This window comes from Stenotrophomonas sp. 1L-E-5-B-C3, assembly GCF_057292075.1.
In genome coordinates this window covers 1-20580 of sequence record NZ_JBXAWS010000033.1, presented here as the reverse complement: position 1 = coordinate 20580, position 20580 = coordinate 1, and the positions used below count along the sequence as shown (strand labels likewise).

Genomic DNA, 20580 nt, shown 5'->3' with positions numbered 1-20580 from the left:
TGGCGGGGTGGGTCCGGTTGCGGGGGGCGCTGCAAGTACGTCCATGTAAGCTCGGTCGCCGCATCCATGCGGCTCACGCCCCCGCAACCGGACCCACCCCGCCTTCGACAGTTTCCCGCGATCTGACGGTACGGCACAGGGTCGGATCCCGTTGATGCGTAACGGGCTCTGACCCCTGATGAAATTCGATATCTGACAGAAAAATCGTGTCGACCAAGGTCGACACCTACCAACAGCCACACGTACCGATAGCCGCAGTTGCCAGTAGATCCACGCCATGCGTGGATGAATTCATTCGATATCTGACAGATGTGCCGACCAACGGTCGGCCCCCACCTACAGCGGCGGGGAACTGTCGAAGGTGGGGCGGTGTCGGAGTGCGGGGTGTCAGCCGCATGGGCCCGAGGCATGCCTCGGGCGGGTTGGGCAGGATGCCCAACCCTGGTCTTGCCGTGTGCGCAGGACAGCGCACACGAGCAAGCGGCGACCGAGCCTACAGGGACGTACTTGCGGCGTCGCCGCACTCCGACACCGCCCCGCCAACCCACGGAATACCCGCTTCTGCCGTTGCTGTTGAGGTTGCCGGCCAGCGGCCGGCACTACCGCAGGTGCAGGGCTGCAAGCCCTGCCGAAAAACCCTTACCGAACCTGTTCCTGCTTGCGCACGATCGCCATCGCGATTTCCAGCGACTGCTCGTAGTTCAACCGCGGGTCCACCGTCGAACGGTAGGCGCGCTCCAGGTCACGTTCGGTCAGCTCACGCGCGCCACCGGTGCACTCGGTCACGTCTTCGCCGGTCAGTTCCAGGTGCACGCCGCCCAGGCGCGTGCCTGCGGCCGCATGCAGATCGAACGACATCTCCACTTCGCCACGCACGTTGTCGAAGCGGCGCGTCTTGAAACCATTGGCGGTGCTTTCGGTATTGCCATGCATCGCATCGCACACCCACAGCACGCGGCGGCCATCGCGCTTGACCGCGTCCAGCAGCGGCGGCAGCTTCTCGGCGATCTGCGCGGCACCCATGCGATGGATGAAGCTCAGGCGGCCCGGCTCGTCATGCGGATTGAGCACATCGATCAGGCGCAGCAGCTGGTCCGGCGTCACCGACGGGCCGACCTTGATCGCAATCGGGTTGCGCACGCCACGCAGGTACTCCACGTGCGCGCCGTCGAGCGCGGCCGTGCGCATGCCGATCCACGGGTAGTGCGTGCTCAGGTTCAACCAGCCCTGCTGGCGCGGCACCTGCCGGGTCAACGCCTGCTCGTAGGGCAACAGCAGCGCTTCATGCGAGGTGTAGAAATCGATGCGGTTGAGGTTGTGCACGCGGGCCCCGGCCAGGGTCTCCATGAAATGCACCGCATCGCCGATCGAGGCCACCATCTTCTGGTAGTCGGCGGCCAACGGCGAATGGCTCACCCATTCCAGGTTCCAGTACTCGGGGTGGTGCAGGTCGGCGAAACCACCGTCAATCAGCGCACGCACGAAGTTCATGGTCATCGCCGAGTGCGCGTGGGCCTGCAGCATCCGCTTCGGATCCGGCAGCCGTGCCGCTTCGGTGAAGGCCGGCGCGTTGATGACATCACCGCGGTAGCTGGGCAGGGTTACGCCGTCACGGGTTTCGGTATCGGCCGAACGCGGCTTGGCGTACTGGCCGGCAAAGCGCCCAACGCGGATCACCGGCTGGCGCAGGCCGTGCACCAGTACCAGGCTCATCTGCAGCAGCACTTTCAACCGGTTGGAAATGGTGCCTGATTCGCAGTCGCTGAAATTCTCCGCGCAGTCACCGCCCTGTAGCAGGAAGCGCTTGCCTTCCTGGGCCTCGGCCAGCTGCTGCTTCAGCGCCAGGATTTCCCACGACGTGACCAGCGGCGGCAGTCGCTTCAGCTCGTGCAGGGCGGCGTCCAGCGCCACCGGATCGGGATAGGTCGGCATCTGCAGCGCGGTCTTGCCACGCCAGCTCTCCGGCGACCAGGCAGCGCCAGCGGCGGTCGCAGCGGGTTCGGGGACGGGCGGAACGGCGGACAGGCTCATTGCAGACTTCCGGGATGGGGGGCGGTCATGGTCGCATCGCCAGCCGCTGCCGCAAAGGGCCGGCGCTCCCGGGCCGCCCTGCTGAACGGAAGGGAAAGGCCGAAGCGAGCGGCCAGATCCAGCATGGTCAGCCGCCTGGGGCGGGCGCATGATTTGTTACGGAGTAACACTCACACGTCACGGAACGGCCCCTTCCACGCCCTGCCATCACTCTTCCCATCATGAAGCCCTCGCCCCTCGCTACCGGCATCACCTTCGCCCTGGCCCTGGCCAGCCTGCCCGCCTTCGCGGCCACCACCGATGACGGCAGAACCACGGTCAAGGACCTGGATACGGTCACCGTCAGTGCCCAGCTCGATCAGGCCCGCAACGCGCTGTCGCCGGACATCGGCAGCAGCCAGTACCAGATCACCGCCGATGACATCCAGAAGCAGCCGCTGGGCGCCTCTGCGCCGCTCAGCCAGGTGCTGCTGCAGGCGCCGGGCGTGGTCCAGGACTCTTACGGCGGCGTGCACGTACGCGGCGACCACGCCAACCTGCAGTACCGCATCAACGGCGTGCTGCTGCCCGAATCGATCTCCGGCTTCGGCCAGACCCTGGACGCGCGCACCATCAAGAGCATCCGCCTGATGGACGGCGCGCTGCCGGCGCAGTTTGGTGAGCGTACTGCTGCGGTGGTCGACATCACCACCCGCAGCGGTGCCGAGCTCGGCAACGGCGGCAGCGCTGGCCTGACCGCCGGCTCATTCGGCAAGGTCAATCCGAATGCCTCGTGGTGGGGCAACCAGGGCCGCTGGAGCTGGTTCCTGACCGGCAACTACGACCAGAACGAGGTCGGCCTGGAGAACCCGACCAACTCACGCAGGCCGCTCCACGACGACACCCACCAGGGCAAGGCGTTCGCCGACCTCACCTACCTGGTCAACGAGAACACCCGCCTGAGCGTGTTCGCCGGCTTCGCCAACAACCGCTTCCAGATCCCGGTCAACTCCGGGCAGACGCCACAGTTCGGCTACCTGGACACCACCACCTTCGACTCCAGCCAGCTGGATGAGACCCAACGCGAGACCACCCGCTTCGGCATGCTGGTGCTGCAGGGCACGCTGGGCAGCACTGCCTACCAGCTCTCGGCCGGGCAGCGCTACAGCGATGTGGCGTTCAATCCCGACGTGATCGGCGACCTGGTGTTCAGCGGCGTCGCCTCCCAGGTCCAGCGCAGCAACCGCGCCAACACCCTGCAGGCAGACTTCTCCACGCCGCTGGGCAACGACCACACGCTGCGCTACGGCCTGTACGGCAACTACGAGAACGCGCAGGCCAGCAACGACAGCTGGGTGTTTCCGGTCGGCGCCGACGGCCAGCAGTCCAGCACCACGCCACAGCTGATTCCCGATCGCAGCGCGTTCCACGCCAGCACGCTGGCGCTGTACGTGCAGGACGAATGGAAGATCGGCGACGACTGGACCGTGAACTACGGGCTGCGTGGCGACCGCTACAAGGCCTTTGGCCACACCGAGGGCCAGCTCAGCCCGCGCGTGGGCGTGGTCTGGAATGCCAGCGACAGCACTACCGTGCACGCGGGCTACTCACGCTACTTCACGCCACCGGCCAGCGAACTGATCGCCAGCAGCGACATCGCCCTGTACGACGGCACCAGCAACCAGCAGTCCAACGCCGGCAACAGTACAGCGCTGGCCGAACGCAGCGACTACTACGACATCGGCGTCTCGCAGCAGCTGGGTGAGCACCTGACCCTGGGCCTGGATGCCTATGATCGCCGCGTCTCACGCCTGCAGGACGAAGGCCAGTTCGGCGCCGCGTACATCTATTCGACGTTCAACTACCGCCGCGGCCACATCCGTGGCCTGGAGTTCAGTGCCGACTACAGCAACGGCCCGTTCAGCGCCTACGTCAATGCCGCCCTGAACAAGGCCATCGGCACCGACGTCATCACCGGCCAGTACAACCTTGATCCCGAGGCGCTGGCCTACGTGGCCGACCACTGGATCCACCTGGACCACGACCAGAAGCTGACCTCATCAGGCGGCTTCAGCTACGCCTTCGCCGGCCACAACCGGATCGGGGCCAACTACGTGTTCGGCAGCGGGTTGCGATCGGATGTCGAGGGCGTCCCCAACGGTGGAGAGCTGCCGTCGTACCTGCAGGTGAACCTCAGTGCAGGACATGACTTCAATGCCAACAGCGGCCATCCGCTGCACGTACAGCTGGCGGTGATCAACGCGCTGGACCGCAGCTACCAGCTGCGCGATGGCGGCGGTGTCGGCGTCTTCGCACCGCAGTGGGGACCGCGCCGCGGCGCTTACCTGAGCCTGCAGCAGGACTTCTGAGGAGACAGGGGTCGGATCCCTTTCCGCAGGAAAGGGCTCTGACCCCGCACCGGGAATGGGGTCAGAGCCCTTTGCGATGCAAAGGGATCCGACCCCATTTCGCTTTCAGCGCTTGACCTTGCGCAACGACACCACCAGCGCCCACAGCGCCAGCAGCAGGAACCACACGCCCGACCACATCGGCATGGTCAGGCCCAGGAAGGTCCAGTCGATGTTGCCGCAGTTGCCGGTACCGGTCAGCACCGTGCGGAACACTTCCAGCGGCCCCATGGTCTCGCTCAGGAAGGCCAGCGGCGGACCACAGGTGGCGCCCATTTCCGGCGGCAGCATCTGCACGTAGACGTGGCGCGCGGCGATGCCAACACCCACGGCTGCGGCAATGAAAGCAAGCACACCGTAAGTGGCCCGGCCCGGGCGGTTGGACGGCCCGTGCAGTGCACCGATCAGGAACAGCAGGCCGAGCGCGGCGAACGCCAGGCGCTGGAAGATGCACAACGGACACGGCTCCAGGCCCATTTTCAGCTGCAGGAAGATCGCGTAGCCAAGCAGGCCCGCGCAGATCAGGAAGCCCAGGAAGAACTGGGCGCGGAACGGCCAGCGCAGTGGATTCATCGTCAACGCTCAAATGGATCAGGCGCCAAGCGTAACCGAGAGTGCGCGCCATTCGAACCGCTGCGGGTGACGCCTGTCGGAACGGTGTGGGTCAGCGCCAGCTGCAGGTAGCGCCGGGCCATGCCCGGCGAGCGCAGCGGAAACGGAAACGGAAACGCCGGGCATGGCCCGGCGCTACCAGAACGCAAAAGCCCGGCAGAGGCCGGGCTTTCGCTGTGTCGCGTTGGAGCGGTCCGATTACTCGGCCACTGCCTCGGCCACGACCGGACGGTCAACCAGCTCGACGTAGGCCATCGGCGCGTTGTCGCCGGCGCGGAAGCCGCACTTCAGCAGGCGCAGGTAGCCGCCCGGACGGTTCGCGTAGCGCGGGCCCAGGATGGTGAACAGGTTGCCCACGGCTTCGTTGTCGCGCAGACGGGCGAAGGCCAGACGGCGGTTGGCGACGGAGTCGACCTTGGCCAGGGTGATCAGCGGCTCGGCAACGCGGCGCAGTTCCTTGGCCTTCGGCAGGGTGGTCTTGATCAGCTCGTGCTTGAACAGCGAGGCGGCCATGTTCTTGAACATCGCTTCGCGGTGGGCGCTGGTGCGGCTGAACTTACGGCCAGACTTCTGGTGACGCATGGTGATATTCCTTGGTTAATGATGTGGCTGTGCGGATCGTTGTCGCCTTCATGGCGTTGCTGCGCGGACTGCGGTTGGTCCTGGCCATCCATCCTGGACGACCTGCCCGCGAACCTTCGTTCGTCGTGGCGGTGTTGCCTGGGTGCAATGGCCCCGCCGTTGCCGACGGGGCCATGCGGTCTTGCAGAAAGGCGATATCAGCCCAGCATGCCGTGGCTGGCGACGCCGGCCGGCGGCCAGTTCTCCAGCTTCATGCCGAGTGACAGGCCACGCTGGGCCAGCACTTCCTTGATCTCGGTGAGCGACTTCTTGCCCAGGTTCGGGGTCTTCAGCAGCTCCACTTCGGTCTTCTGGATCAGATCGCCGATGTAGTAGATGCTTTCGGCCTTCAGGCAGTTCGCCGAACGCACGGTCAGCTCCAGATCGTCGATCGGGCGCAGCAGCACCGGATCCACGCCGTTGTTGGCCGGCTTGGCCGCACCGCGGTCGCGGTGGGTGAAGTCACCGAACACCGACAGCTGGTCGCTGAGGATGTCGGCGGCGGTGCGCACGGCTTCCTCGGCATCGATGGTGCCGTTGGTCTCGATATCGATGACCAGCTTGTCCAGGTCGGTACGCTGCTCGACGCGGGCCGCTTCCACGGCATAGGCGACGCGGCGGACCGGCGAGAACGAGGCATCCAGGACCAGACGGCCGATGGCACGGGTTTCTTCGTCCGGACGACGACGCGCGGCAGCCGGCTGGTAGCCGAAACCACGTTCGATCTTCAGACGCATGTTGACTGCCGTGTCCTTGGTCAGGTGGCAGATGACATGGTCGCCGTTCAGGATCTCCACATTGTGGTCGACCTTGATATCGGCAGCGGTGACAACGCCCGGGCCCTGCTTGGACAGGGACAGGGTGGCGCTGTCGCCGGAGTGCATACGGATGGCCACGTCCTTCAGGTTCAGCAGGACTTCCAGCACGTCCTCCTGCAGACCTTCGACCGTGGTGTACTCATGCAACACGCCGTCGATTTCGACTTCCGTGATGGCGAAGCCCGGGATGGACGACAGCAGCACGCGACGCAGGGCATTACCCAGCGTATGCCCGTAACCCCGCTCCAAAGGTTCGATAACGACCTTTGCACGGGTGTCGGTAAGGCGTTCGATCTGCGGACCGCGAGGACGCAGAACCTGGTTGGCGGTAACCGTCATGTTGCGGGTTCTCCTAGTGAACCCCCGGCCGTCGCCGGGGGCTCTCCAATGTGAATTACTTCGAATACAGCTCGACGATCAGCGCTTCGTTGATGTCCGCAGGCAGATCCGAACGATCCGGAACAGCCTTGAAGATGCCGGTGAACTTACCGGAATCCACTTCAACCCACGACGGGCTCAGGTCATGCTGGGCGGCGACGGTCAGGGCTTCCTGGACGCGCAGCTGCTTGGCAGCCTTTTCAGACAGGGCGATGGCGTCGCCAGCCTTGACCTGGTACGAAGCCAGGTTGACCGACTTGCCATTCACGGTGACGCCGCGGTGCGACACCAGCTGACGGGCAGCCGGACGGGTCACGGCGAAGCCCATGCGGTAGACGACGTTGTCCAGGCGGGTTTCCAGCAGCTGCAGGAGGTTCTCGCCGGTGTTGCCCTTCTTGGTCGAGGCCTTCTTGTAGTAGTTGCGGAACTGACGCTCCAGCAGGCCGTAGATACGCTTGACCTTCTGCTTTTCACGCAGCTGGGTGGCGTAGTCGGACAGCTTGCCCTTACGGGCAGTGGCGCCGTGCTGGCCGGGCTTCTGCTCCAGCTTGCACTTGGAGTCCAGCGCACGCGCCGGGCTCTTCAGGGACAGGTCGGCGCCTTCGCGACGGGCGAGCTTACAGGTAGGACCGATATAACGAGCCATTTCTTATCGCTCCCTTTAGACGCGACGCTTCTTCGGCGGACGGCACCCGTTGTGCGGGATGGGCGTCACGTCGATGATGTTGGTGATCTTGTAGCCGACGTTGTTCAACGAACGCACGGCCGACTCACGGCCCGGACCCGGACCCTTGATGCGGACTTCCAGCGACTTCACGCCGTAGTCCAGCGCAGCACGACCGGCCTTTTCGGCAGCCACCTGGGCAGCGAACGGGGTCGACTTGCGCGAACCGCGGAAGCCAGCGCCACCGGAGGTCGCCCACGACAGAGCGTTGCCCTGGCGGTCGGTGATGGTCACGATGGTGTTGTTGAACGAAGCGTGGACGTGGGCGACGCCGTCGGTGACGACGCGCTTGATCTTCTTCTTGGTTTTAGCAGCGGGCTTAGCCATTTATAGGTCCCTTACTTCCTGATCGCCTTGCGCGGGCCCTTGCGGGTGCGGGCGTTGGTACGGGTGCGCTGGCCACGCAGCGGCAGGCCGCGACGGTGACGCAGGCCGCGGTAGCAGCCCAGGTCCATCAGGCGCTTGATCGCGATGCCGATTTCACGGCGCAGATCGCCTTCCACGATGTACTTGCCGACTTCGGCGCGCAGGCGCTCGATTTCCGGCTCCGACAGGTCGCGGATCTTGGTGGTCGAAGCAACGCCTGCGACTTCGCAGACCTTCTTCGAACGGGTACGGCCGATGCCGTAAATGCTTTGCAACCCGACCCAGACGTGCTTCTGGGCTGGCAGGTTGACGCCTGCAATACGCGCCATGACGCGGTTCTCCAGCTGAGTGATGGCCGACAGCGCGCCTCGGGCACGCCAATCCGGCAGGATGGATCAAAAAAGTGAACTAGCGATACTAACAAGGTTCCGGTTTACATGGAAGCCCGTGAAACCATTGGTTTCATGAACCCGGCCTGGGGAGTGTGCCCAGGCTCCGGCGCCGGATGGGGTTGATCCTGGGGTTTCCCCCGGGGTCGCCCGCGCTACTCCAGCGCGGGACCACCTCATCACACCCCCACCCGGAACCGCTGCGGGGGCCGCCCTTCGTTTGTGTGGCCGGAGTCCGCGAAGCGGAGGGACCATCACGTCAGGAAGACGAAAGTATAACAGGCCTATCAGCCGCGGGCAAAGCCGCCGCGGTTGCCGCCCTTCAGGTTGGCCTTCTTCAGCAGGCTCTCGTACTGGTGCGACATCAGGTGCGCCTGCACCTGGGCGATGAAGTCCATCACCACCACCACCACGATCAGCAGCGAAGTACCGCCGAAGTAGAACGAGGCGTTCAGCTGCGTGCGCATCAGTTCCGGCAGCAGGCAGACGATCACCAGGTAGGCCGAGCCGGCCGCGGTCAGGCGGGTCAGCACGCCATCGATGTAATCAGCAGTGGCCTTGCCCGGACGAATGCCCGGAATCAGCGCACCCGACTTCTTCAGGTTGTCGGCGGTTTCCTGCGAGTTGAACACCAGCGCGGTGTAGAAGAACGCGAAACCGGTGATCAGCGCGGCGAACACGATCATGTGCAGCGGCTCGCCCGGACCGAGGGCGTTGGCCACCTTCTGCAGGATCTGGCCGGTGCTGCTCTGGTTCGCAGCCTGGCCGGACCACATCGCCAGGGTGGCCGGGAAGGCCAGCAGGCTCGAGGCGAAGATCGCCGGGATGACGCCGGCCATGTTGAGCTTCAGCGGCAGGAACGAGGTCTGGTTCATGTACGCGTTGCGACCGCCCTGGCGGCGCGCGTAGTTCACCGTGATCCGGCGCTGGCCACGCTCGACGAACACCACGAAGAAGGTGAAGGCCAGCACGACGATGGCGATCAGCAGCAGCTGGATGAACTGGATATTGCCGTCGCGGTAGGCGTCGAAGGTGTGGATGACCGCACCCGGGAGGCCGGCCACGATACCGGCGAAGATGATCAGCGACACGCCGTTGCCGATGCCGCGCTCGGTGACCTGCTCACCGACCCACATCAGGAACATGGTGCCGGCGGTCAGCGCGACCACGGCGGTGAGCACGAAGCCCATGCCCGGTGCGTACACGACCGGAGCGCCCGACGGCGAGACCTGGCCCTGCAGGGCCAGCGCGATCGAACCGCCCTGCACCACTGCCAGCAGCACGGCGCCGATGCGCGAATACTGGGTGATCTTGCGGCGACCGGACTCACCTTCCTTCTGCATCGCCTTCAGGGCGGGGAAGATGTGCACGGCCAGCTGCATCACGATCGATGCCGAGATGTACGGCATCACGTTCAGCGCGAAGATGCTGAAACGGTGCAGGGCGCCGCCCGAGAACATGTTGAACATGTCCACGATGCCGCCGCCCTGCTGTTGCATCATGGCAAGCATGGCATCGGGATTGACGCCCGGCACCGGCACATAGCAGCCGATGCGATAGACGATCAAAGCCCCGACGACGAACAGCAAACGTTGGCGAAGTTCAGTGAACTTGCCCATTCCGCCCGCGAGGTTACCGATGCCAGCTTGCGCCATGATTCTCTTACTCCGTTACGCTGCCGCCGGCAGCTTCGATCGCAGCCTTGGCACCAGCCGTGGCAGCGATACCCTTCAGGGTGAACGCCTTGGTCACTTCGCCCTTGACGACGACCTTGGCCTTCTTTGCAGTGCTCGGGACCAGCTTGGCAGCACGCAGGGCGGCGAAGTCGATCTCACCGGCCGGCAGCTTGTCCAGCGCGTACAGCAGCACTTCAGCGGTGTCCTTGGCGATCGGCGAACGGAAGCCGATCTTCGGCAGACGACGCTGCATGGGGGTCTGGCCGCCTTCGAAGCCAGCCTTGATCTTGCCGCCACCCTTACGGGCGAACGAACCCTTGTGGCCGCGGCCGGCAGTCTTGCCCAGGCCCGAGCCGATACCGCGACCGACGCGGGTGCGCTCGGTGCGGGCGCCCGGTGCCGGGCTCAGTTCATTGAGACGCAGAGTCATGATCGATTACTCCTCAACCTTGACGAGGTAGTGAACGGTGTTGATCAGGCCGCGAACCTGCGGGCTGTCCTTCAGTTCACGCACATCGTTCAGCTTGTTCAGGCCCAGAGCACGCACCGACAGGCGGTGACGCGACTGAGCACCACGCAGGCCACGCACCAGGCGCACCTTCACAGTCTTGTTGGACTCATTAGCCATGGTTGAGTTCCTCCACCTTCTTGCCGCGCTTGGCCGCGATGCGAGCCGGCGACTGCGCAGCAGACAGGCCCTTCACGGTGGCACGCACCAGGTTGATCGGGTTGCGCGAACCGGTGGCCTTGGCCAGCACGTTCTTCACGCCAACCGCTTCCAGCACGGCGCGCATGGCACCGCCGGCGATGACGCCGGTACCTTCGGAAGCCGGCTGCATGAACACGCGGGCTGCGCCGTGACCATCCTTGATGGTGTGCCACAGGGTGCCGTTGTTCAGGTCAACGCTGACCAGGTTCTTGCGAGCCTGTTCCATCGACTTCTGGATGGCGACCGGCACTTCGCGGGCCTTGCCATAACCGAAACCGACCTTGCCTTCGCCGTCGCCGACAACAGTCAGGGCGGTGAAGGTGAACTGGCGGCCACCCTTGACGGTCTTGCTGACGCGGTTGACCGCGACCAGCTTTTCGATCATGCCGTCGTCGACTTTCTCTTCGCGGTTACGGTCGCGATCGCGACCCCGCTGCTGACGTTCTTCTGCCATCTTGATTCCTTGGTTGTTTGGGTATGTACGGCTCGAGGCCGCTTATGGTTGTGGAGTGACGCGTTGACCCGGTGGGCCGCTGCAGAAGAGCGGCGCCGTCCAGCCTCACTCAGGCTGGCGAGCAGGCGGGCAGGAGACCAGAGGTCCCCTGCCCTTGTCCCTTAGAACTGCAGGCCGGCTTCGCGGGCGGCTTCTGCCAGGGCCTTGATGCGGCCGTGGTAGCGGTAGCCCGAACGATCGAAGGCAACCTTCTCGACGCCGGCGGCCTTGGCGCGCTCGGCAACGATACGGCCAACCTTGGCAGCAGCATCAGCGTTCTTGCCGTTCTTCAGGCCGTCCTTGATGTCGGCCTGGGTGGTGTTGGCAGCAGCCAGCACCTTGGAGCCGTCGGCGGTGAAGACCTGGGCGTACAGGTGCTGACCGGTGCGCAGCACCGACAGGCGGGCGACACCGAGCTCACGGATGTGGGCGCGGGTCGACTTGGCGCGACGCAGGCGGGCGATGTTCTTGTTCATTTTGATTATTCCTTGAAAGCTGAAGGATGGGCTTTTCCCTGAGGAGTCCGCACAGGGATGTGCGGGCTCTTGCGAGGGACTCGCACTTACGCCTTCTTGGCTTCCTTACGGATGATGACTTCGTCGGAGTACTTCACGCCCTTGCCCTTGTACGGTTCCGGCTTGCGGAACGCACGGATCTTGGCGGCGACTTCACCGACGACCTGCTTGTCAGCGCCCTGCACCAGGATTTCGGTCTGGGTCGGGGTGGTGATGGTGATGCCTTCCGGCGCCACGAACACGATCGGGTGCGAGAAGCCCAGCGACAGGCTGAGGTCCTTGCCCTGCATGGCGGCACGGTAACCCACGCCGACCAGCTCCAGCTTGCGCTCGAAGCCTTCGGAAACACCCTTGACCATGTTGGACAGGATGGCGCGGACGGTACCGGTCAGCGGGATCAGATCGACGCTTTCGGTGCTCAGGGTGGCAACGCCGTTCTCGACGTTGATGGCAATACCAGCCGGCTTGGCCAGCGACAGGGTGCCCTTCGGGCCCTTGGCGGTGACGTTGTCGTTCTGGACGTTCAGTTCAACCTTACCCAGGTCGATCGGCTTCTTGGCTACGCGGGACATAGTTCTACTCCTTTCGCCTTAGGCCACGAAGCACAGGACTTCGCCGCCGACGCCCAGCTGGCGCGCCTGCGCATCAGTCATGATGCCCTTGGAGGTGGAAATGATGGAGATACCCAGGCCGTTCATGACCTTCGGCAGCTCGCTCTTGCCGCGGTACTGGCGCAGGCCCGAACGCGAGAAGCGCTTCAGGGTCGCGATGACCGGCTTGCCTTCGAAATACTTCAGCACGATTTCCAGCTCGGACTTGTTGTTCTCGAGCGCGGTAACGCGCAGGTCGGTGATGTAACCCTCGTCCTTCAGGACCTGGGCGATCGCAACCTTGATCTTGGACGACGGGGCTTTCACCGTCTGCTTGCCAACCGCGGCCGCATTCTTGATGCGGACCAGCAGGTCGGCGATGGGATCAGTCATGCTCATATGAGTACCTTTGAGTGCACCGATATCCGCTTTCGCGAAAATCTGTTGTCTCCTGGAAACGGGCCAGGTCCCTTCATGCAGTGAGCCGGAAGCCCACTCCTACATCCCCGTTTGCACAGGGCAAGACGCGGGAGTATACGCCAAAAGAGCCCGACTTGCGTCGGGCTCTTCGGGTTTTTTCGCAGAGGGAAAGCTGAACGCCTCCCCTGCCCGGTTCAGGAGCCCCGGAGGGGGCTCCTGAACGCAGGGCCGGCTGGGATTACCAGCTGGCCTTGCGCAGGCCCGGAACGTCGCCACGCATGGTGGCTTCGCGCAGCTTGTTGCGACCCAGGCCGAACTTGCTGTACACGCCACGCGGGCGGCCAGACAGTTCGCAGCGGCTGCGGTGGCGGCTCGGCGACGAATCGCGCGGCAGCTTCGACAGCTTGGTGGCGGCCTCGATCTTCTCTTCGTAGGTCGCGTCCTGCGAGGACACGATCTTCTTCAGAGCCGCACGCTTGACAGCGTACTTTTCAGCCAGCTTCTTCCGCTTGATGTCGCGGTTGACCATGGAGGTCTTTGCCATTTCGGTTTCCTCGACGGATCAGTTACGGAACGGGAACTTGAACGCTGCCAGCAGCGCCTTCGCTTCCGCGTCGGTCTTCGCAGTGGTGGTGATGGCGATATCCATGCCGCGGATCGCGTCGACAGCGTCGAAGTCGATTTCCGGGAAGATGATCTGTTCCTTCACACCCATGTTGAAGTTGCCGCGACCGTCAAAGGAACGACCGGAAACACCACGGAAGTCGCGCACGCGCGGCAGCGAGATGTTGATCAGGCGGTCCAGGAACTCGTACATCTTGTGGCGACGCAGCGTGGTCTTGCAGCCGATCGGCCAACCATCACGGATCTTGAACGACGCAACCGAGATACGCGACTTGGTGACAACCGGCTTCTGGCCGGAAATCTTGGTCATGTCGCCGACGGCGTTTTCCAGGATCTTCTTGTTGGTGGCCGCTTCGCCGACACCCATGTTCAGGGTGACCTTGACCAGCTTCGGCACTTCCATCGGATTGGTGTAGCCGAACTGCTTCATCAGCGCCGGCACCACTTCTTCCTTGTAAAACTTTTCGAGACGGGAAGTCATCTTCACATTCCTCAGGCGTCGAGCGCCTCACCGCTGGAGCGGAACACACGCAGTTTGCGTCCATCCTCCAGCACCTTGAAGCCAACGCGTTCGCCCTTGCCCGAAGCCGGGTTCAGCACATTCACGTTGGAGATATGGATCGACGCTTCACGCTCGACCACGCCGCCGGCAACACCTGCCTGCGGGTTCGGCTTGGTGTGGCGCTTGACGATGTTCACGTTGGCGACGACCACACGGTCGCCGTCGACGCGGACGATTTCGCCCTGCTTGCCCTTGTCCTTGCCGGCGTTGACGACAACCTGGTCGCCCTTCTTGATACGGTTAGCCATGATTATCTCCTGTCGCTCACAGCACTTCGGGAGCGAGCGAGACGATCTTCATGAACTTCTCCGAACGAAGTTCACGCGTCACCGGCCCGAAGATACGGGTACCGATCGGCTCCTGCTTGCTGTTCAGCAGAACGGCAGCGTTGCCGTCGAAGCGGATCAGCGAGCCATCGGCGCGACGCACACCCTTGCGGGTACGCACCACGACGGCGTCATACACTTCACCCTTCTTGACCTTGCCGCGCGGAATTGCATCCTTCACGGTGACCTTGATGATGTCGCCGATACCGGCGTAACGGCGCTTGGAACCACCCAGCACCTTGAAGCACATCACCTGCTTGGCACCCGAATTGTCCGCGACGTCAAGGTAGCTCTGCATCTGGATCATGATTCAGACTCCTTATTCAGCCGCACGCGTGATGACTTCCACCACGCGCCAGTTCTTGGTCTTGGACATCGGAGCAATCTCGGTCACGCGGACGACATCGCCTTCCTTGCAGGCGTTGTCGGCATCGTGGGCGTGCAGCTTGGTCGAGCGCTTGATGTACTTGCCGTACAGCGCGTGCTTGACCTGACGCTCAACCAGGACGGTAACCGTCTTGTCCATCTTATTGCTGACGACACGGCCTTCGACCGTGCGCAGCGCCTTGTTTTCAGTATTGTCGCTCATAGCGGCCATCCTTACTTCGTGCTGCCGAGCAGGGTCTTGACGCGAGCAATCTCGCGACGGACCCGGCGGATGTCGTGTGTCTTCGGCAGCTGGCCGGTGACCTGCTGCATACGGACAGAGAACTGTTCCTTACGCAGGTCGATCAGGTGGGCCTTGAGTTCGTCAGCCGACTTTTCACGGAGAGTTTTGAGTTCCATCAGCGCACCGTCCGGGTCACGAAAGTGGTGGTGACCGAGAGCTTGGCGGCGGCCAGGCGGAATGCCTCGCGTGCCACGTCTTCGGTAACACCCTCGATTTCATAGATCATGCGGCCGGGCTGGATCTGGGCCACCCAGTATTCCACGTTGCCCTTACCCGAACCCATTCGAACTTCGATGGGCTTCTTGGTGATGGGCTTGTCGGGGAACACGCGGATCCACATCTTGCCGCCGCGCTTCACGTAGCGGCTGATCGAGCGGCGAGCCGCTTCGATCTGACGCGCGGTCAGCTGACCGTGGGCGGTTGCCTTCAGGCCGTATTCGCCGAAGCTGACAGCGTTGGCGCTCCAGCTCAGGCCTTCGTTACGGCCCTTGTGTACCTTGCGGTACTTGGTTCGCTTGGGTTGCAACATTGTCGTTACCTCGCTTCACGGGCCGGGCGCTGACGGTCACCACGGTCGCCGCGATCGTGACGATCGTTGCGCGACGGGGTGTCGTCCTGCTTTTCCTGGCCAACCTGGGAGAAATCGAAGACTTCGCCCTTGTAGATCCAGACCTTGATGCCGATGATGCCGTAGGTCGTCTTGGCTTCAGCGAAGCCATAGTCGATGTCGGCACGCAGGGTGTGCAGCGGCACGCGGCCTTCGCGGTACCACTCCGAACGGGCGATTTCTGCACCGTTGAGGCGGCCACCGACGTTGACCTTGATGCCCAGGGCACCCAGGCGCATCGCGTTGCCCACCGAGCGCTTCATGGCGCGGCGGAACATGATGCGACGCTCCAGCTGCTGCGCGATCGATTCGGCAACCAGCTGTGCGTCCAGCTCCGGCTTGCGCACTTCGGTGACGTTGATGTGCGCCGGGACGCCCATCATCTCGCTCACTTCCTTGCGCAGCTTCTCGATGTCCTCACCGCGCTTGCCGATCACCACGCCCGGACGGGCGGTGTGGATCGTCACGCGAGCGGTCTTGGCCGGACGCTCGATCAGGATCTTGCTGATGCCGGCCTGAGCCAGCTTCTTGCGCAGCATTTCGCGAACTTTCAGGTCGGCTGCCAGGTAACCAGCGAACTCGGCCTTGTTGGCGTACCACTTGGAGTTCCAGTCCTTGGAAATGCCGAGGCGGATACCAATCGGATGAACTTTATGACCCATGGTCTTTTCCTTATCCGCTTACTTGGCGGCGCCCACAACCACAGTGATGTGGCTGGTGCGCTTGAGGATGCGGGTACCGCGGCCTTTCGCCCGCGCCATGAAACGCTTCAGGGTCGGACCTTCATCAACCATGATGGTCTGGACCTTCAGCTCGTCGACGTCGGCGCCCTGGTTGTTCTCGGCATTTGCAATAGCCGACTCCACCACCTTCTTGATCAGGTGGGCAGCCTTCTTGTCCGAGAACTTCAGCAGGTTGACCGCACGCTCGGCCGGCAGACCGCGCACCTGGTCAGCGACCAGACGAGCCTTCTGCGGGGAGATGCGCGCAGTGCGCAGGATGGCTTTCGCTTCCATTGTCATCTCTCCTTACTTGCCCGACTTCTTGTCACCACCGTGACCCTTGAAGGTCCGGGTGATGGCAAATTCGCCGAGCTTGTGGCCGACCATGTTCTCGTTGACGAGAACCGGGATGTGGTTCTTGCCGTTATGCACGGCAATGGTGACGCCTACCATGTCAGGCAGGATCATCGAACGACGCGACCAGGTCTTGATCGGACGCTTGCTACCCGCAGCGGCAGCCACCTTAGCAACCAGGTGGTGATCGACAAACGGGCCCTTCTTGAGTGAACGTGCCATGGTCGATTAGCCCCTACGATCGCGGACGATGAACTGCTGAGTGCGCTTGTTATGGCGCGTCTTGTAACCCTTGGTCGGGACACCCCACGGGGTGACCGGATGCGGGTTACCCTGGCCGGCCTTCGCCTCACCACCACCGTGCGGGTGGTCAACCGGGTTCATGGCTGCACCACGAACGGTCGGGCGGACGCCGCGCCAGCGCTTGGCACCGGCCTTGCCCAGCTTTTCCAGGCTGTGCTCGTCGTTGCCGACTTCGCCGATGGTTGCGCAGCACTCGACCGGAACCTTGCGCATTTCACCCGAGCGCAGGCGCAGGGTGGCGTAGATGCCTTCACGAGCCACCAGCTGCACGGCCGCACCCGCGGCGCGGGCGATCTGAGCGCCCTTGCCGGGCTTCAGTTCGATGCAGTGGATGGTGGTACCAACCGGGATGTTGCGCAGCGGCAGGGTGTTGCCCGCCTTGATCGGGGCGTCCGAACCGGCGATCACCTGATCACCCGCCTTCAGACCCTTCGGGGCGATGATGTAGCGACGCTCGCCGTCGACGTAGCACAGCAGGGCGATGTGGGCGGTGCGGTTCGGATCGTATTCGATGCGTTCCACGCGCGCCGGGATGCCCAGCTTGTTGCGCTTGAAGTCGATGATGCGGTAGTGCTGCTTGGCACCACCACCGACGTGACGCACGGTGATGCGGCCATGGTGGTTACGACCACCCGAGCGGCTCTGCGACTCGACCAGCGCGGCGTGCGGAGCACCCTTGTGCAGGTCGGGAGTGACCACGCGCACGGCCGAACGGCGGCCGGGGGAAGTGGGCTTGAATTTCATCAATGGCATGGGATGTACCTCAGGCCTTGGCCGTTACATCGATCGACTGGCCGTCGGCCAGGCGAACGTACGCCTTGCGCCAATCGCCGCGGCGGCCAGCACGGTTACGGAAGGACTTGTTCTTGCCCTTGACGTTGACCACGTTGACTGCTTCGACCTTGACGTCGAACAGCTGCTCAACCGCGGCCTTTACATCGGCCTTGGTGGCTTCGTTCGAAACTTCGAAGACATACTGGTTGGAGAGTTCCTGCAGGCGCGCGGTCTTTTCGGAGACACGCGGGGCACGCAGCACGCTGAAGATTTTTTCGTTGCTGTTCATGCCAGCCACTCCTCGACCTTCTTGACCGCGTCAGCGGTGATGACGACCGTGTCGGCACCGACCAGCGACACCGGATCCAGGCCCTGGACGTCACGCACCTGCACGTACGGCAGATTGCGGGCGGACAGGTACAGGTGCTCGGAGGCTTCTTCAGTGACGATCAGCGGGCGCTTGCCCACTTCCAGGCCGGCCAGCTTGGCGATCAGACCCTTCGTGTTGGTCACTTCGACATCGAAGGACTCCACGATGGTCAGACGGCCCTGACGGTTCAGCTCGGACAGGATCGCGCACATGGCGGCACGGTACTGCTTACGATTGACCTTCTGCTCGAAGCTGCGCGGCTTTGCCGCGAAGGTGACACCGCCGCCGACGAAGATCGGAGCCGTCAGTGCGCCATGACGCGCGCCGCCGCCCTTCTGCTTCTTCGACTTCTTGGTGGTACCTGCCACTTCGGAGCGAGTCTTCTGCGCCTTGGTGCCGGCGCGACCGGCGTTGCGGTAAGCAACGACGACCTGGTGGACCAGATCTTCGCTGAAATCGCGACCGAACACGGCGTCGGAGACCGAGACCTTGTTGTTGCTACCCGTGATAACGAGTTCCATCGTCATCTCTCCTTATGCCTTGCTCGCCGGACGGACGATTACATCGCCACCCGCCGCGCCCGGAACGGCGCCGCGAACCGCGATCAGACCGCGCTCCACGTCGACCTTGACCACTTCCAGGTTCTGGGTGCTCTGCTGCACCGCGCCCATGTGGCCCGACATCTTCTTGCCCGGGAAAACGCGACCCGGGGTCTGGCGCTGACCCAGCGAACCCGGCGCGCGATGCGACAGCGAGTTACCGTGGGTTGCATCGCCCATACGGAAGTTGTGGCGCTTGATGGTGCCCTGGAAACCCTTACCCTTGGTGACACCCTGGACGTCGACGATCTGGCCGACTTCGAAGATGTCCGCCTTGACTTCGCCGCCAACGGCGAAATCGCCGAGCTGCGCGTCTTCAACGCGGAATTCCCACAGGCCACGACCCGCTTCCACCTTCGCCTTGGCGAAGTGGCCGGCTTCCGGCTTGTTGACCAGGGCAGCGCGACGCGCGCCGACGGTCACCTGCACGGCGCTGTAGCCGTCGGTTTCGACGGTCTTGATCTGCGCGATGCGGTTCGGGGTTGCTTCGATCAGGGTCACCGGGATGGAACGACCATCTTCGGTGAACACGCGGCTCATGCCAGCCTTGCGGCCCACGAAGCCCAACGAATACTTCTTCGTCATGGTCGTAGTCCTCAGGTCAGCTTGATCTGAACGTCGACGCCGGCAGCCAGTTCGAGCTTCATCAGCGCGTCCACGGTCTTGTCATTCGGGTCAACGATATCGAGCACGCGCTTGTGCGTGCGGGTCTCGTACTGGTCACGCGCGTCCTTGTCGACGTGCGGGGAGACGAGAACGGTATAACGCTCGATCTTGGTCGGCAGCGGGATCGGGCCACGCACTTGCGCGCCGGTCCGCTTGGCCGTCTCAACGATCTCGCTGGCCGAACGGTCGATCAGACGATGATCGAACGCTTTCAGCCGGATCCGGATCTTTTGGTCCGCCATGGCGGTAGGTTCCTTCGTTAAAAGAGCGACAGACAAAGCCTCTGGGTTGCTTTGTCCCATGAAATTCCTGAATACAGACGGCCCGCACTCCTGCAGGCCGACAAGGTCAATCCATGGACCTCAAAAACGTAGGCAGACCCGTTCCCCGGTCTGCCCAGACGTAGAAGCATAATGGCACGCAAGGCAGCTGTCAACAGTCTCCTGTTGACGCCGCCTGAATGGCATTGACCCTTCCTGGTCCGGGGAACACAAGGCACATCCTGTGCCTGCTTTCCCATTTTGATACGCCCCGATGCCCTACCCAGGCAACATCGGGGCGCAGATACTACCAGATTACTCGATGATCTTCGAGACCACGCCGGCGCCGACGGTACGGCCGCCTTCGCGGATGGCGAAGCGCAGGCCTTCGTCCATTGCCACCGGGTTGATCAGGGTGACGACCATCTTGACGTTGTCACCCGGCATCACCATTTCGACGCCTTCCGGCAGCTGGGCTGCACCGGTGATGTCGGTGGTGCGGAAGTAGAACTGCGGGCGGTAGCCGTTGAAGAACGGGGTGTGACGGCCGCCCTCATCCTTCGACAGCACGTACACTTCGCCTTCAAACTTGGTGTGCGGCTTGATCGAACCCGGCTTGGCCAGAACCTGGCCACGCTCGACGTCGTCACGCTTGGTGCCGCGCAGCAGCAGGCCAGCGTTGTCGCCTGCCTGACCCTGGTCCAGCAGCTTGCGGAACATTTCAACGCCGGTCACGGTGGTCTTCTGCACCGGACGGATACCGACGATTTCGATTTCGTCGCCGACCTTGATGATGCCGCGCTCGATACGACCGGTCACTACGGTGCCGCGGCCCGAGATCGAGAACACGTCTTCCACCGGCATCAGGAACGGCTTGTCGATCGCACGCTCCGGCTCCGGAATCCAGCTGTCCAGGGCATCGACCAGCTTCAGGATGGCCGGCACGCCGATGTCGCTCTGGTCGCCTTCCAGCGCCAGACGGGCCGAACCGGCGATGATCGGGGTGTCGTCGCC

At 63.5% G+C, this 20580-nt stretch carries 31 protein-coding genes; 1 reads left to right on the top strand and 30 read right to left on the bottom strand.

Features of this window, described 5'->3' with window-relative positions:
* Positions 1 to 639: 639 nt before the first annotated feature.
* A complete protein-coding gene (locus AC0Z6F_RS22215; protein WP_012510158.1) occupies positions 640 to 2031 on the bottom strand; it encodes a class II 3-deoxy-7-phosphoheptulonate synthase in 1392 nt (463 codons plus the stop codon).
* Positions 2032 to 2252: 221 nt separating this feature from the next.
* Here AC0Z6F_RS22215 and AC0Z6F_RS22210 point away from each other — a divergent pair, with 221 nt between their 5' ends.
* A complete protein-coding gene (locus AC0Z6F_RS22210; protein ID WP_012510157.1) occupies positions 2253 to 4379 on the top strand; it encodes a TonB-dependent receptor in 2127 nt (708 codons plus the stop codon).
* 105 nt (positions 4380 to 4484) lie between these two features.
* Here AC0Z6F_RS22210 and AC0Z6F_RS22205 read toward each other — a convergent pair whose 3' ends face one another.
* The 29 genes from AC0Z6F_RS22205 to AC0Z6F_RS22065 all read right to left on the bottom strand — a co-directional run.
* A complete protein-coding gene (locus AC0Z6F_RS22205; RefSeq protein WP_004145477.1) occupies positions 4485 to 4991 on the bottom strand; it encodes a disulfide bond formation protein B in 507 nt (168 codons plus the stop codon).
* Positions 4992 to 5228: 237 nt separating this feature from the next.
* A complete protein-coding gene (gene rplQ, locus AC0Z6F_RS22200) occupies positions 5229 to 5612 on the bottom strand; it encodes a 50S ribosomal protein L17 (RefSeq protein WP_004145464.1) in 384 nt (127 codons plus the stop codon).
* Between the two features lie 197 nt (positions 5613 to 5809).
* Positions 5810 to 6808 carry a DNA-directed RNA polymerase subunit alpha gene (locus AC0Z6F_RS22195; protein ID WP_004145453.1) on the bottom strand — a complete coding sequence of 333 codons (999 nt, stop codon included), beginning with the start codon at positions 6806 to 6808 and terminating at the stop codon, positions 5810 to 5812.
* A 55-nt stretch (positions 6809 to 6863) separates the two neighbouring features.
* Entirely contained in the window at positions 6864 to 7493 is a 630-nt protein-coding gene (gene rpsD, locus AC0Z6F_RS22190; RefSeq protein ID WP_004145446.1) for a 30S ribosomal protein S4, read from the bottom strand.
* A 15-nt stretch (positions 7494 to 7508) separates the two neighbouring features.
* Complete coding sequence (gene rpsK, locus AC0Z6F_RS22185) at positions 7509 to 7898, bottom strand: 30S ribosomal protein S11 (protein ID WP_004145443.1); 390 nt, start codon at positions 7896 to 7898, stop codon at positions 7509 to 7511.
* A gap of 11 nt (positions 7899 to 7909) precedes the next feature.
* The gene (gene rpsM, locus AC0Z6F_RS22180) at positions 7910 to 8266 is read right to left on the bottom strand and encodes a 30S ribosomal protein S13 (protein WP_004145437.1); all 357 of its coding nucleotides are present in this window, start codon (positions 8264 to 8266) and stop codon (positions 7910 to 7912) included.
* A 347-nt stretch (positions 8267 to 8613) separates the two neighbouring features.
* Positions 8614 to 9981 (bottom strand): preprotein translocase subunit SecY, encoded by a 1368-nt coding sequence (secY, locus tag AC0Z6F_RS22175; RefSeq protein ID WP_004145436.1) that lies wholly within the window; start codon positions 9979 to 9981, stop codon positions 8614 to 8616.
* Positions 9982 to 9988: 7 nt separating this feature from the next.
* Positions 9989 to 10432: a 50S ribosomal protein L15 gene (gene rplO / locus AC0Z6F_RS22170; RefSeq protein WP_004154498.1), complete on the bottom strand. Its 444-nt coding sequence runs from the start codon at positions 10430 to 10432 to the stop codon at positions 9989 to 9991.
* Positions 10433 to 10438: 6 nt separating this feature from the next.
* On the bottom strand, positions 10439 to 10630 hold the full coding sequence (gene rpmD / locus AC0Z6F_RS22165; RefSeq protein WP_004145412.1) for a 50S ribosomal protein L30: 192 nt from the start codon (positions 10628 to 10630) through the stop codon (positions 10439 to 10441).
* Entirely contained in the window at positions 10623 to 11165 is a 543-nt protein-coding gene (rpsE, locus tag AC0Z6F_RS22160) for a 30S ribosomal protein S5 (RefSeq protein WP_004145411.1), read from the bottom strand. The genes rpmD and rpsE overlap by 8 nt, the downstream gene beginning before the upstream one ends.
* Positions 11166 to 11326: 161 nt before the next feature.
* The gene (rplR, locus tag AC0Z6F_RS22155; protein ID WP_174238316.1) at positions 11327 to 11686 is read right to left on the bottom strand and encodes a 50S ribosomal protein L18; all 360 of its coding nucleotides are present in this window, start codon (positions 11684 to 11686) and stop codon (positions 11327 to 11329) included.
* An 80-nt stretch (positions 11687 to 11766) separates the two neighbouring features.
* Complete coding sequence (rplF, locus tag AC0Z6F_RS22150) at positions 11767 to 12291, bottom strand: 50S ribosomal protein L6 (RefSeq protein WP_004145389.1); 525 nt, start codon at positions 12289 to 12291, stop codon at positions 11767 to 11769.
* 18 nt (positions 12292 to 12309) lie between these two features.
* Positions 12310 to 12708: a 30S ribosomal protein S8 gene (rpsH, locus tag AC0Z6F_RS22145; RefSeq protein WP_004145387.1), complete on the bottom strand. Its 399-nt coding sequence runs from the start codon at positions 12706 to 12708 to the stop codon at positions 12310 to 12312.
* Positions 12709 to 12967: 259 nt separating this feature from the next.
* Positions 12968 to 13273, bottom strand: coding sequence for a 30S ribosomal protein S14 (rpsN, locus tag AC0Z6F_RS22140; RefSeq protein WP_004145363.1), 306 nt, complete (start codon positions 13271 to 13273; stop codon positions 12968 to 12970).
* A gap of 18 nt (positions 13274 to 13291) precedes the next feature.
* The gene (gene rplE, locus AC0Z6F_RS22135; RefSeq protein ID WP_004145361.1) at positions 13292 to 13834 is read right to left on the bottom strand and encodes a 50S ribosomal protein L5; all 543 of its coding nucleotides are present in this window, start codon (positions 13832 to 13834) and stop codon (positions 13292 to 13294) included.
* 11 nt (positions 13835 to 13845) lie between these two features.
* Positions 13846 to 14163, bottom strand: coding sequence for a 50S ribosomal protein L24 (gene rplX, locus AC0Z6F_RS22130; protein ID WP_004145359.1), 318 nt, complete (start codon positions 14161 to 14163; stop codon positions 13846 to 13848).
* Positions 14164 to 14179: 16 nt separating this feature from the next.
* Positions 14180 to 14548: a 50S ribosomal protein L14 gene (gene rplN, locus AC0Z6F_RS22125; RefSeq protein WP_004145357.1), complete on the bottom strand. Its 369-nt coding sequence runs from the start codon at positions 14546 to 14548 to the stop codon at positions 14180 to 14182.
* A gap of 12 nt (positions 14549 to 14560) precedes the next feature.
* Positions 14561 to 14830, bottom strand: coding sequence for a 30S ribosomal protein S17 (gene rpsQ / locus AC0Z6F_RS22120; protein ID WP_004145355.1), 270 nt, complete (start codon positions 14828 to 14830; stop codon positions 14561 to 14563).
* An 11-nt stretch (positions 14831 to 14841) separates the two neighbouring features.
* Positions 14842 to 15027 carry a 50S ribosomal protein L29 gene (gene rpmC / locus AC0Z6F_RS22115; protein WP_004145353.1) on the bottom strand — a complete coding sequence of 62 codons (186 nt, stop codon included), beginning with the start codon at positions 15025 to 15027 and terminating at the stop codon, positions 14842 to 14844.
* On the bottom strand, positions 15027 to 15440 hold the full coding sequence (gene rplP / locus AC0Z6F_RS22110) for a 50S ribosomal protein L16 (protein ID WP_004145352.1): 414 nt from the start codon (positions 15438 to 15440) through the stop codon (positions 15027 to 15029). The genes rpmC and rplP overlap by 1 nt, the downstream gene beginning before the upstream one ends.
* Positions 15441 to 15445: 5 nt before the next feature.
* The gene (rpsC, locus tag AC0Z6F_RS22105) at positions 15446 to 16180 is read right to left on the bottom strand and encodes a 30S ribosomal protein S3 (protein ID WP_004145350.1); all 735 of its coding nucleotides are present in this window, start codon (positions 16178 to 16180) and stop codon (positions 15446 to 15448) included.
* Between the two features lie 18 nt (positions 16181 to 16198).
* On the bottom strand, positions 16199 to 16534 hold the full coding sequence (gene rplV, locus AC0Z6F_RS22100; RefSeq protein WP_004145348.1) for a 50S ribosomal protein L22: 336 nt from the start codon (positions 16532 to 16534) through the stop codon (positions 16199 to 16201).
* Between the two features lie 12 nt (positions 16535 to 16546).
* Complete coding sequence (rpsS, locus tag AC0Z6F_RS22095; RefSeq protein WP_004145340.1) at positions 16547 to 16816, bottom strand: 30S ribosomal protein S19; 270 nt, start codon at positions 16814 to 16816, stop codon at positions 16547 to 16549.
* Positions 16817 to 16822: 6 nt separating this feature from the next.
* Positions 16823 to 17650 (bottom strand): 50S ribosomal protein L2, encoded by an 828-nt coding sequence (gene rplB, locus AC0Z6F_RS22090; protein WP_004145339.1) that lies wholly within the window; start codon positions 17648 to 17650, stop codon positions 16823 to 16825.
* Between the two features lie 10 nt (positions 17651 to 17660).
* Positions 17661 to 17960: a 50S ribosomal protein L23 gene (gene rplW, locus AC0Z6F_RS22085; RefSeq protein ID WP_004145338.1), complete on the bottom strand. Its 300-nt coding sequence runs from the start codon at positions 17958 to 17960 to the stop codon at positions 17661 to 17663.
* A complete protein-coding gene (gene rplD / locus AC0Z6F_RS22080; RefSeq protein WP_004145337.1) occupies positions 17957 to 18562 on the bottom strand; it encodes a 50S ribosomal protein L4 in 606 nt (201 codons plus the stop codon). The genes rplW and rplD overlap by 4 nt, the downstream gene beginning before the upstream one ends.
* 12 nt (positions 18563 to 18574) lie before the next feature.
* The gene (gene rplC, locus AC0Z6F_RS22075; protein WP_004145336.1) at positions 18575 to 19225 is read right to left on the bottom strand and encodes a 50S ribosomal protein L3; all 651 of its coding nucleotides are present in this window, start codon (positions 19223 to 19225) and stop codon (positions 18575 to 18577) included.
* An 11-nt stretch (positions 19226 to 19236) separates the two neighbouring features.
* The gene (gene rpsJ / locus AC0Z6F_RS22070; RefSeq protein ID WP_005408208.1) at positions 19237 to 19548 is read right to left on the bottom strand and encodes a 30S ribosomal protein S10; all 312 of its coding nucleotides are present in this window, start codon (positions 19546 to 19548) and stop codon (positions 19237 to 19239) included.
* 333 nt (positions 19549 to 19881) lie between these two features.
* Positions 19882 to 20580, bottom strand: a 699-nt coding sequence (locus AC0Z6F_RS22065) for an EF-Tu C-terminal domain-related protein (RefSeq protein WP_485618455.1), incomplete at its 5' end; no start/stop codon positions are given.

Coding starts and splice junctions, on each gene's coding strand:
- AC0Z6F_RS22215 (WP_012510158.1), bottom strand. CDS start 2,031: ATGAGCCTGTCCGCCGTTCCGCCCGTCCCCGAACCCGCTGCGACCGCC.
- AC0Z6F_RS22210 (WP_012510157.1), top strand. CDS start 2,253: ATGAAGCCCTCGCCCCTCGCTACCGGCATCACCTTCGCCCTGGCCCTG.
- AC0Z6F_RS22205 (WP_004145477.1), bottom strand. CDS start 4,991: ATGAATCCACTGCGCTGGCCGTTCCGCGCCCAGTTCTTCCTGGGCTTC.
- rplQ (WP_004145464.1), bottom strand. CDS start 5,612: ATGCGTCACCAGAAGTCTGGCCGTAAGTTCAGCCGCACCAGCGCCCAC.
- AC0Z6F_RS22195 (WP_004145453.1), bottom strand. CDS start 6,808: ATGACGGTTACCGCCAACCAGGTTCTGCGTCCTCGCGGTCCGCAGATC.
- rpsD (WP_004145446.1), bottom strand. CDS start 7,493: ATGGCTCGTTATATCGGTCCTACCTGTAAGCTCGCCCGTCGCGAAGGC.
- rpsK (WP_004145443.1), bottom strand. CDS start 7,898: ATGGCTAAGCCCGCTGCTAAAACCAAGAAGAAGATCAAGCGCGTCGTC.
- rpsM (WP_004145437.1), bottom strand. CDS start 8,266: ATGGCGCGTATTGCAGGCGTCAACCTGCCAGCCCAGAAGCACGTCTGG.
- secY (WP_004145436.1), bottom strand. CDS start 9,981: ATGGCGCAAGCTGGCATCGGTAACCTCGCGGGCGGAATGGGCAAGTTC.
- rplO (WP_004154498.1), bottom strand. CDS start 10,432: ATGACTCTGCGTCTCAATGAACTGAGCCCGGCACCGGGCGCCCGCACC.
- rpmD (WP_004145412.1), bottom strand. CDS start 10,630: ATGGCTAATGAGTCCAACAAGACTGTGAAGGTGCGCCTGGTGCGTGGC.
- rpsE (WP_004145411.1), bottom strand. CDS start 11,165: ATGGCAGAAGAACGTCAGCAGCGGGGTCGCGATCGCGACCGTAACCGC.
- rplF (WP_004145389.1), bottom strand. CDS start 12,291: ATGTCCCGCGTAGCCAAGAAGCCGATCGACCTGGGTAAGGTTGAACTG.
- rpsH (WP_004145387.1), bottom strand. CDS start 12,708: ATGAGCATGACTGATCCCATCGCCGACCTGCTGGTCCGCATCAAGAAT.
- rpsN (WP_004145363.1), bottom strand. CDS start 13,273: ATGGCAAAGACCTCCATGGTCAACCGCGACATCAAGCGGAAGAAGCTG.
- rplE (WP_004145361.1), bottom strand. CDS start 13,834: ATGACTTCCCGTCTCGAAAAGTTTTACAAGGAAGAAGTGGTGCCGGCG.
- rplX (WP_004145359.1), bottom strand. CDS start 14,163: ATGGCTAACCGTATCAAGAAGGGCGACCAGGTTGTCGTCAACGCCGGC.
- rplN (WP_004145357.1), bottom strand. CDS start 14,548: ATGATCCAGATGCAGAGCTACCTTGACGTCGCGGACAATTCGGGTGCC.
- rpsQ (WP_004145355.1), bottom strand. CDS start 14,830: ATGAGCGACAATACTGAAAACAAGGCGCTGCGCACGGTCGAAGGCCGT.
- rpmC (WP_004145353.1), bottom strand. CDS start 15,027: ATGGAACTCAAAACTCTCCGTGAAAAGTCGGCTGACGAACTCAAGGCC.
- rplP (WP_004145352.1), bottom strand. CDS start 15,440: ATGTTGCAACCCAAGCGAACCAAGTACCGCAAGGTACACAAGGGCCGT.
- rpsC (WP_004145350.1), bottom strand. CDS start 16,180: ATGGGTCATAAAGTTCATCCGATTGGTATCCGCCTCGGCATTTCCAAG.
- rplV (WP_004145348.1), bottom strand. CDS start 16,534: ATGGAAGCGAAAGCCATCCTGCGCACTGCGCGCATCTCCCCGCAGAAG.
- rpsS (WP_004145340.1), bottom strand. CDS start 16,816: ATGGCACGTTCACTCAAGAAGGGCCCGTTTGTCGATCACCACCTGGTT.
- rplB (WP_004145339.1), bottom strand. CDS start 17,650: ATGCCATTGATGAAATTCAAGCCCACTTCCCCCGGCCGCCGTTCGGCC.
- rplW (WP_004145338.1), bottom strand. CDS start 17,960: ATGAACAGCAACGAAAAAATCTTCAGCGTGCTGCGTGCCCCGCGTGTC.
- rplD (WP_004145337.1), bottom strand. CDS start 18,562: ATGGAACTCGTTATCACGGGTAGCAACAACAAGGTCTCGGTCTCCGAC.
- rplC (WP_004145336.1), bottom strand. CDS start 19,225: ATGACGAAGAAGTATTCGTTGGGCTTCGTGGGCCGCAAGGCTGGCATG.
- rpsJ (WP_005408208.1), bottom strand. CDS start 19,548: ATGGCGGACCAAAAGATCCGGATCCGGCTGAAAGCGTTCGATCATCGT.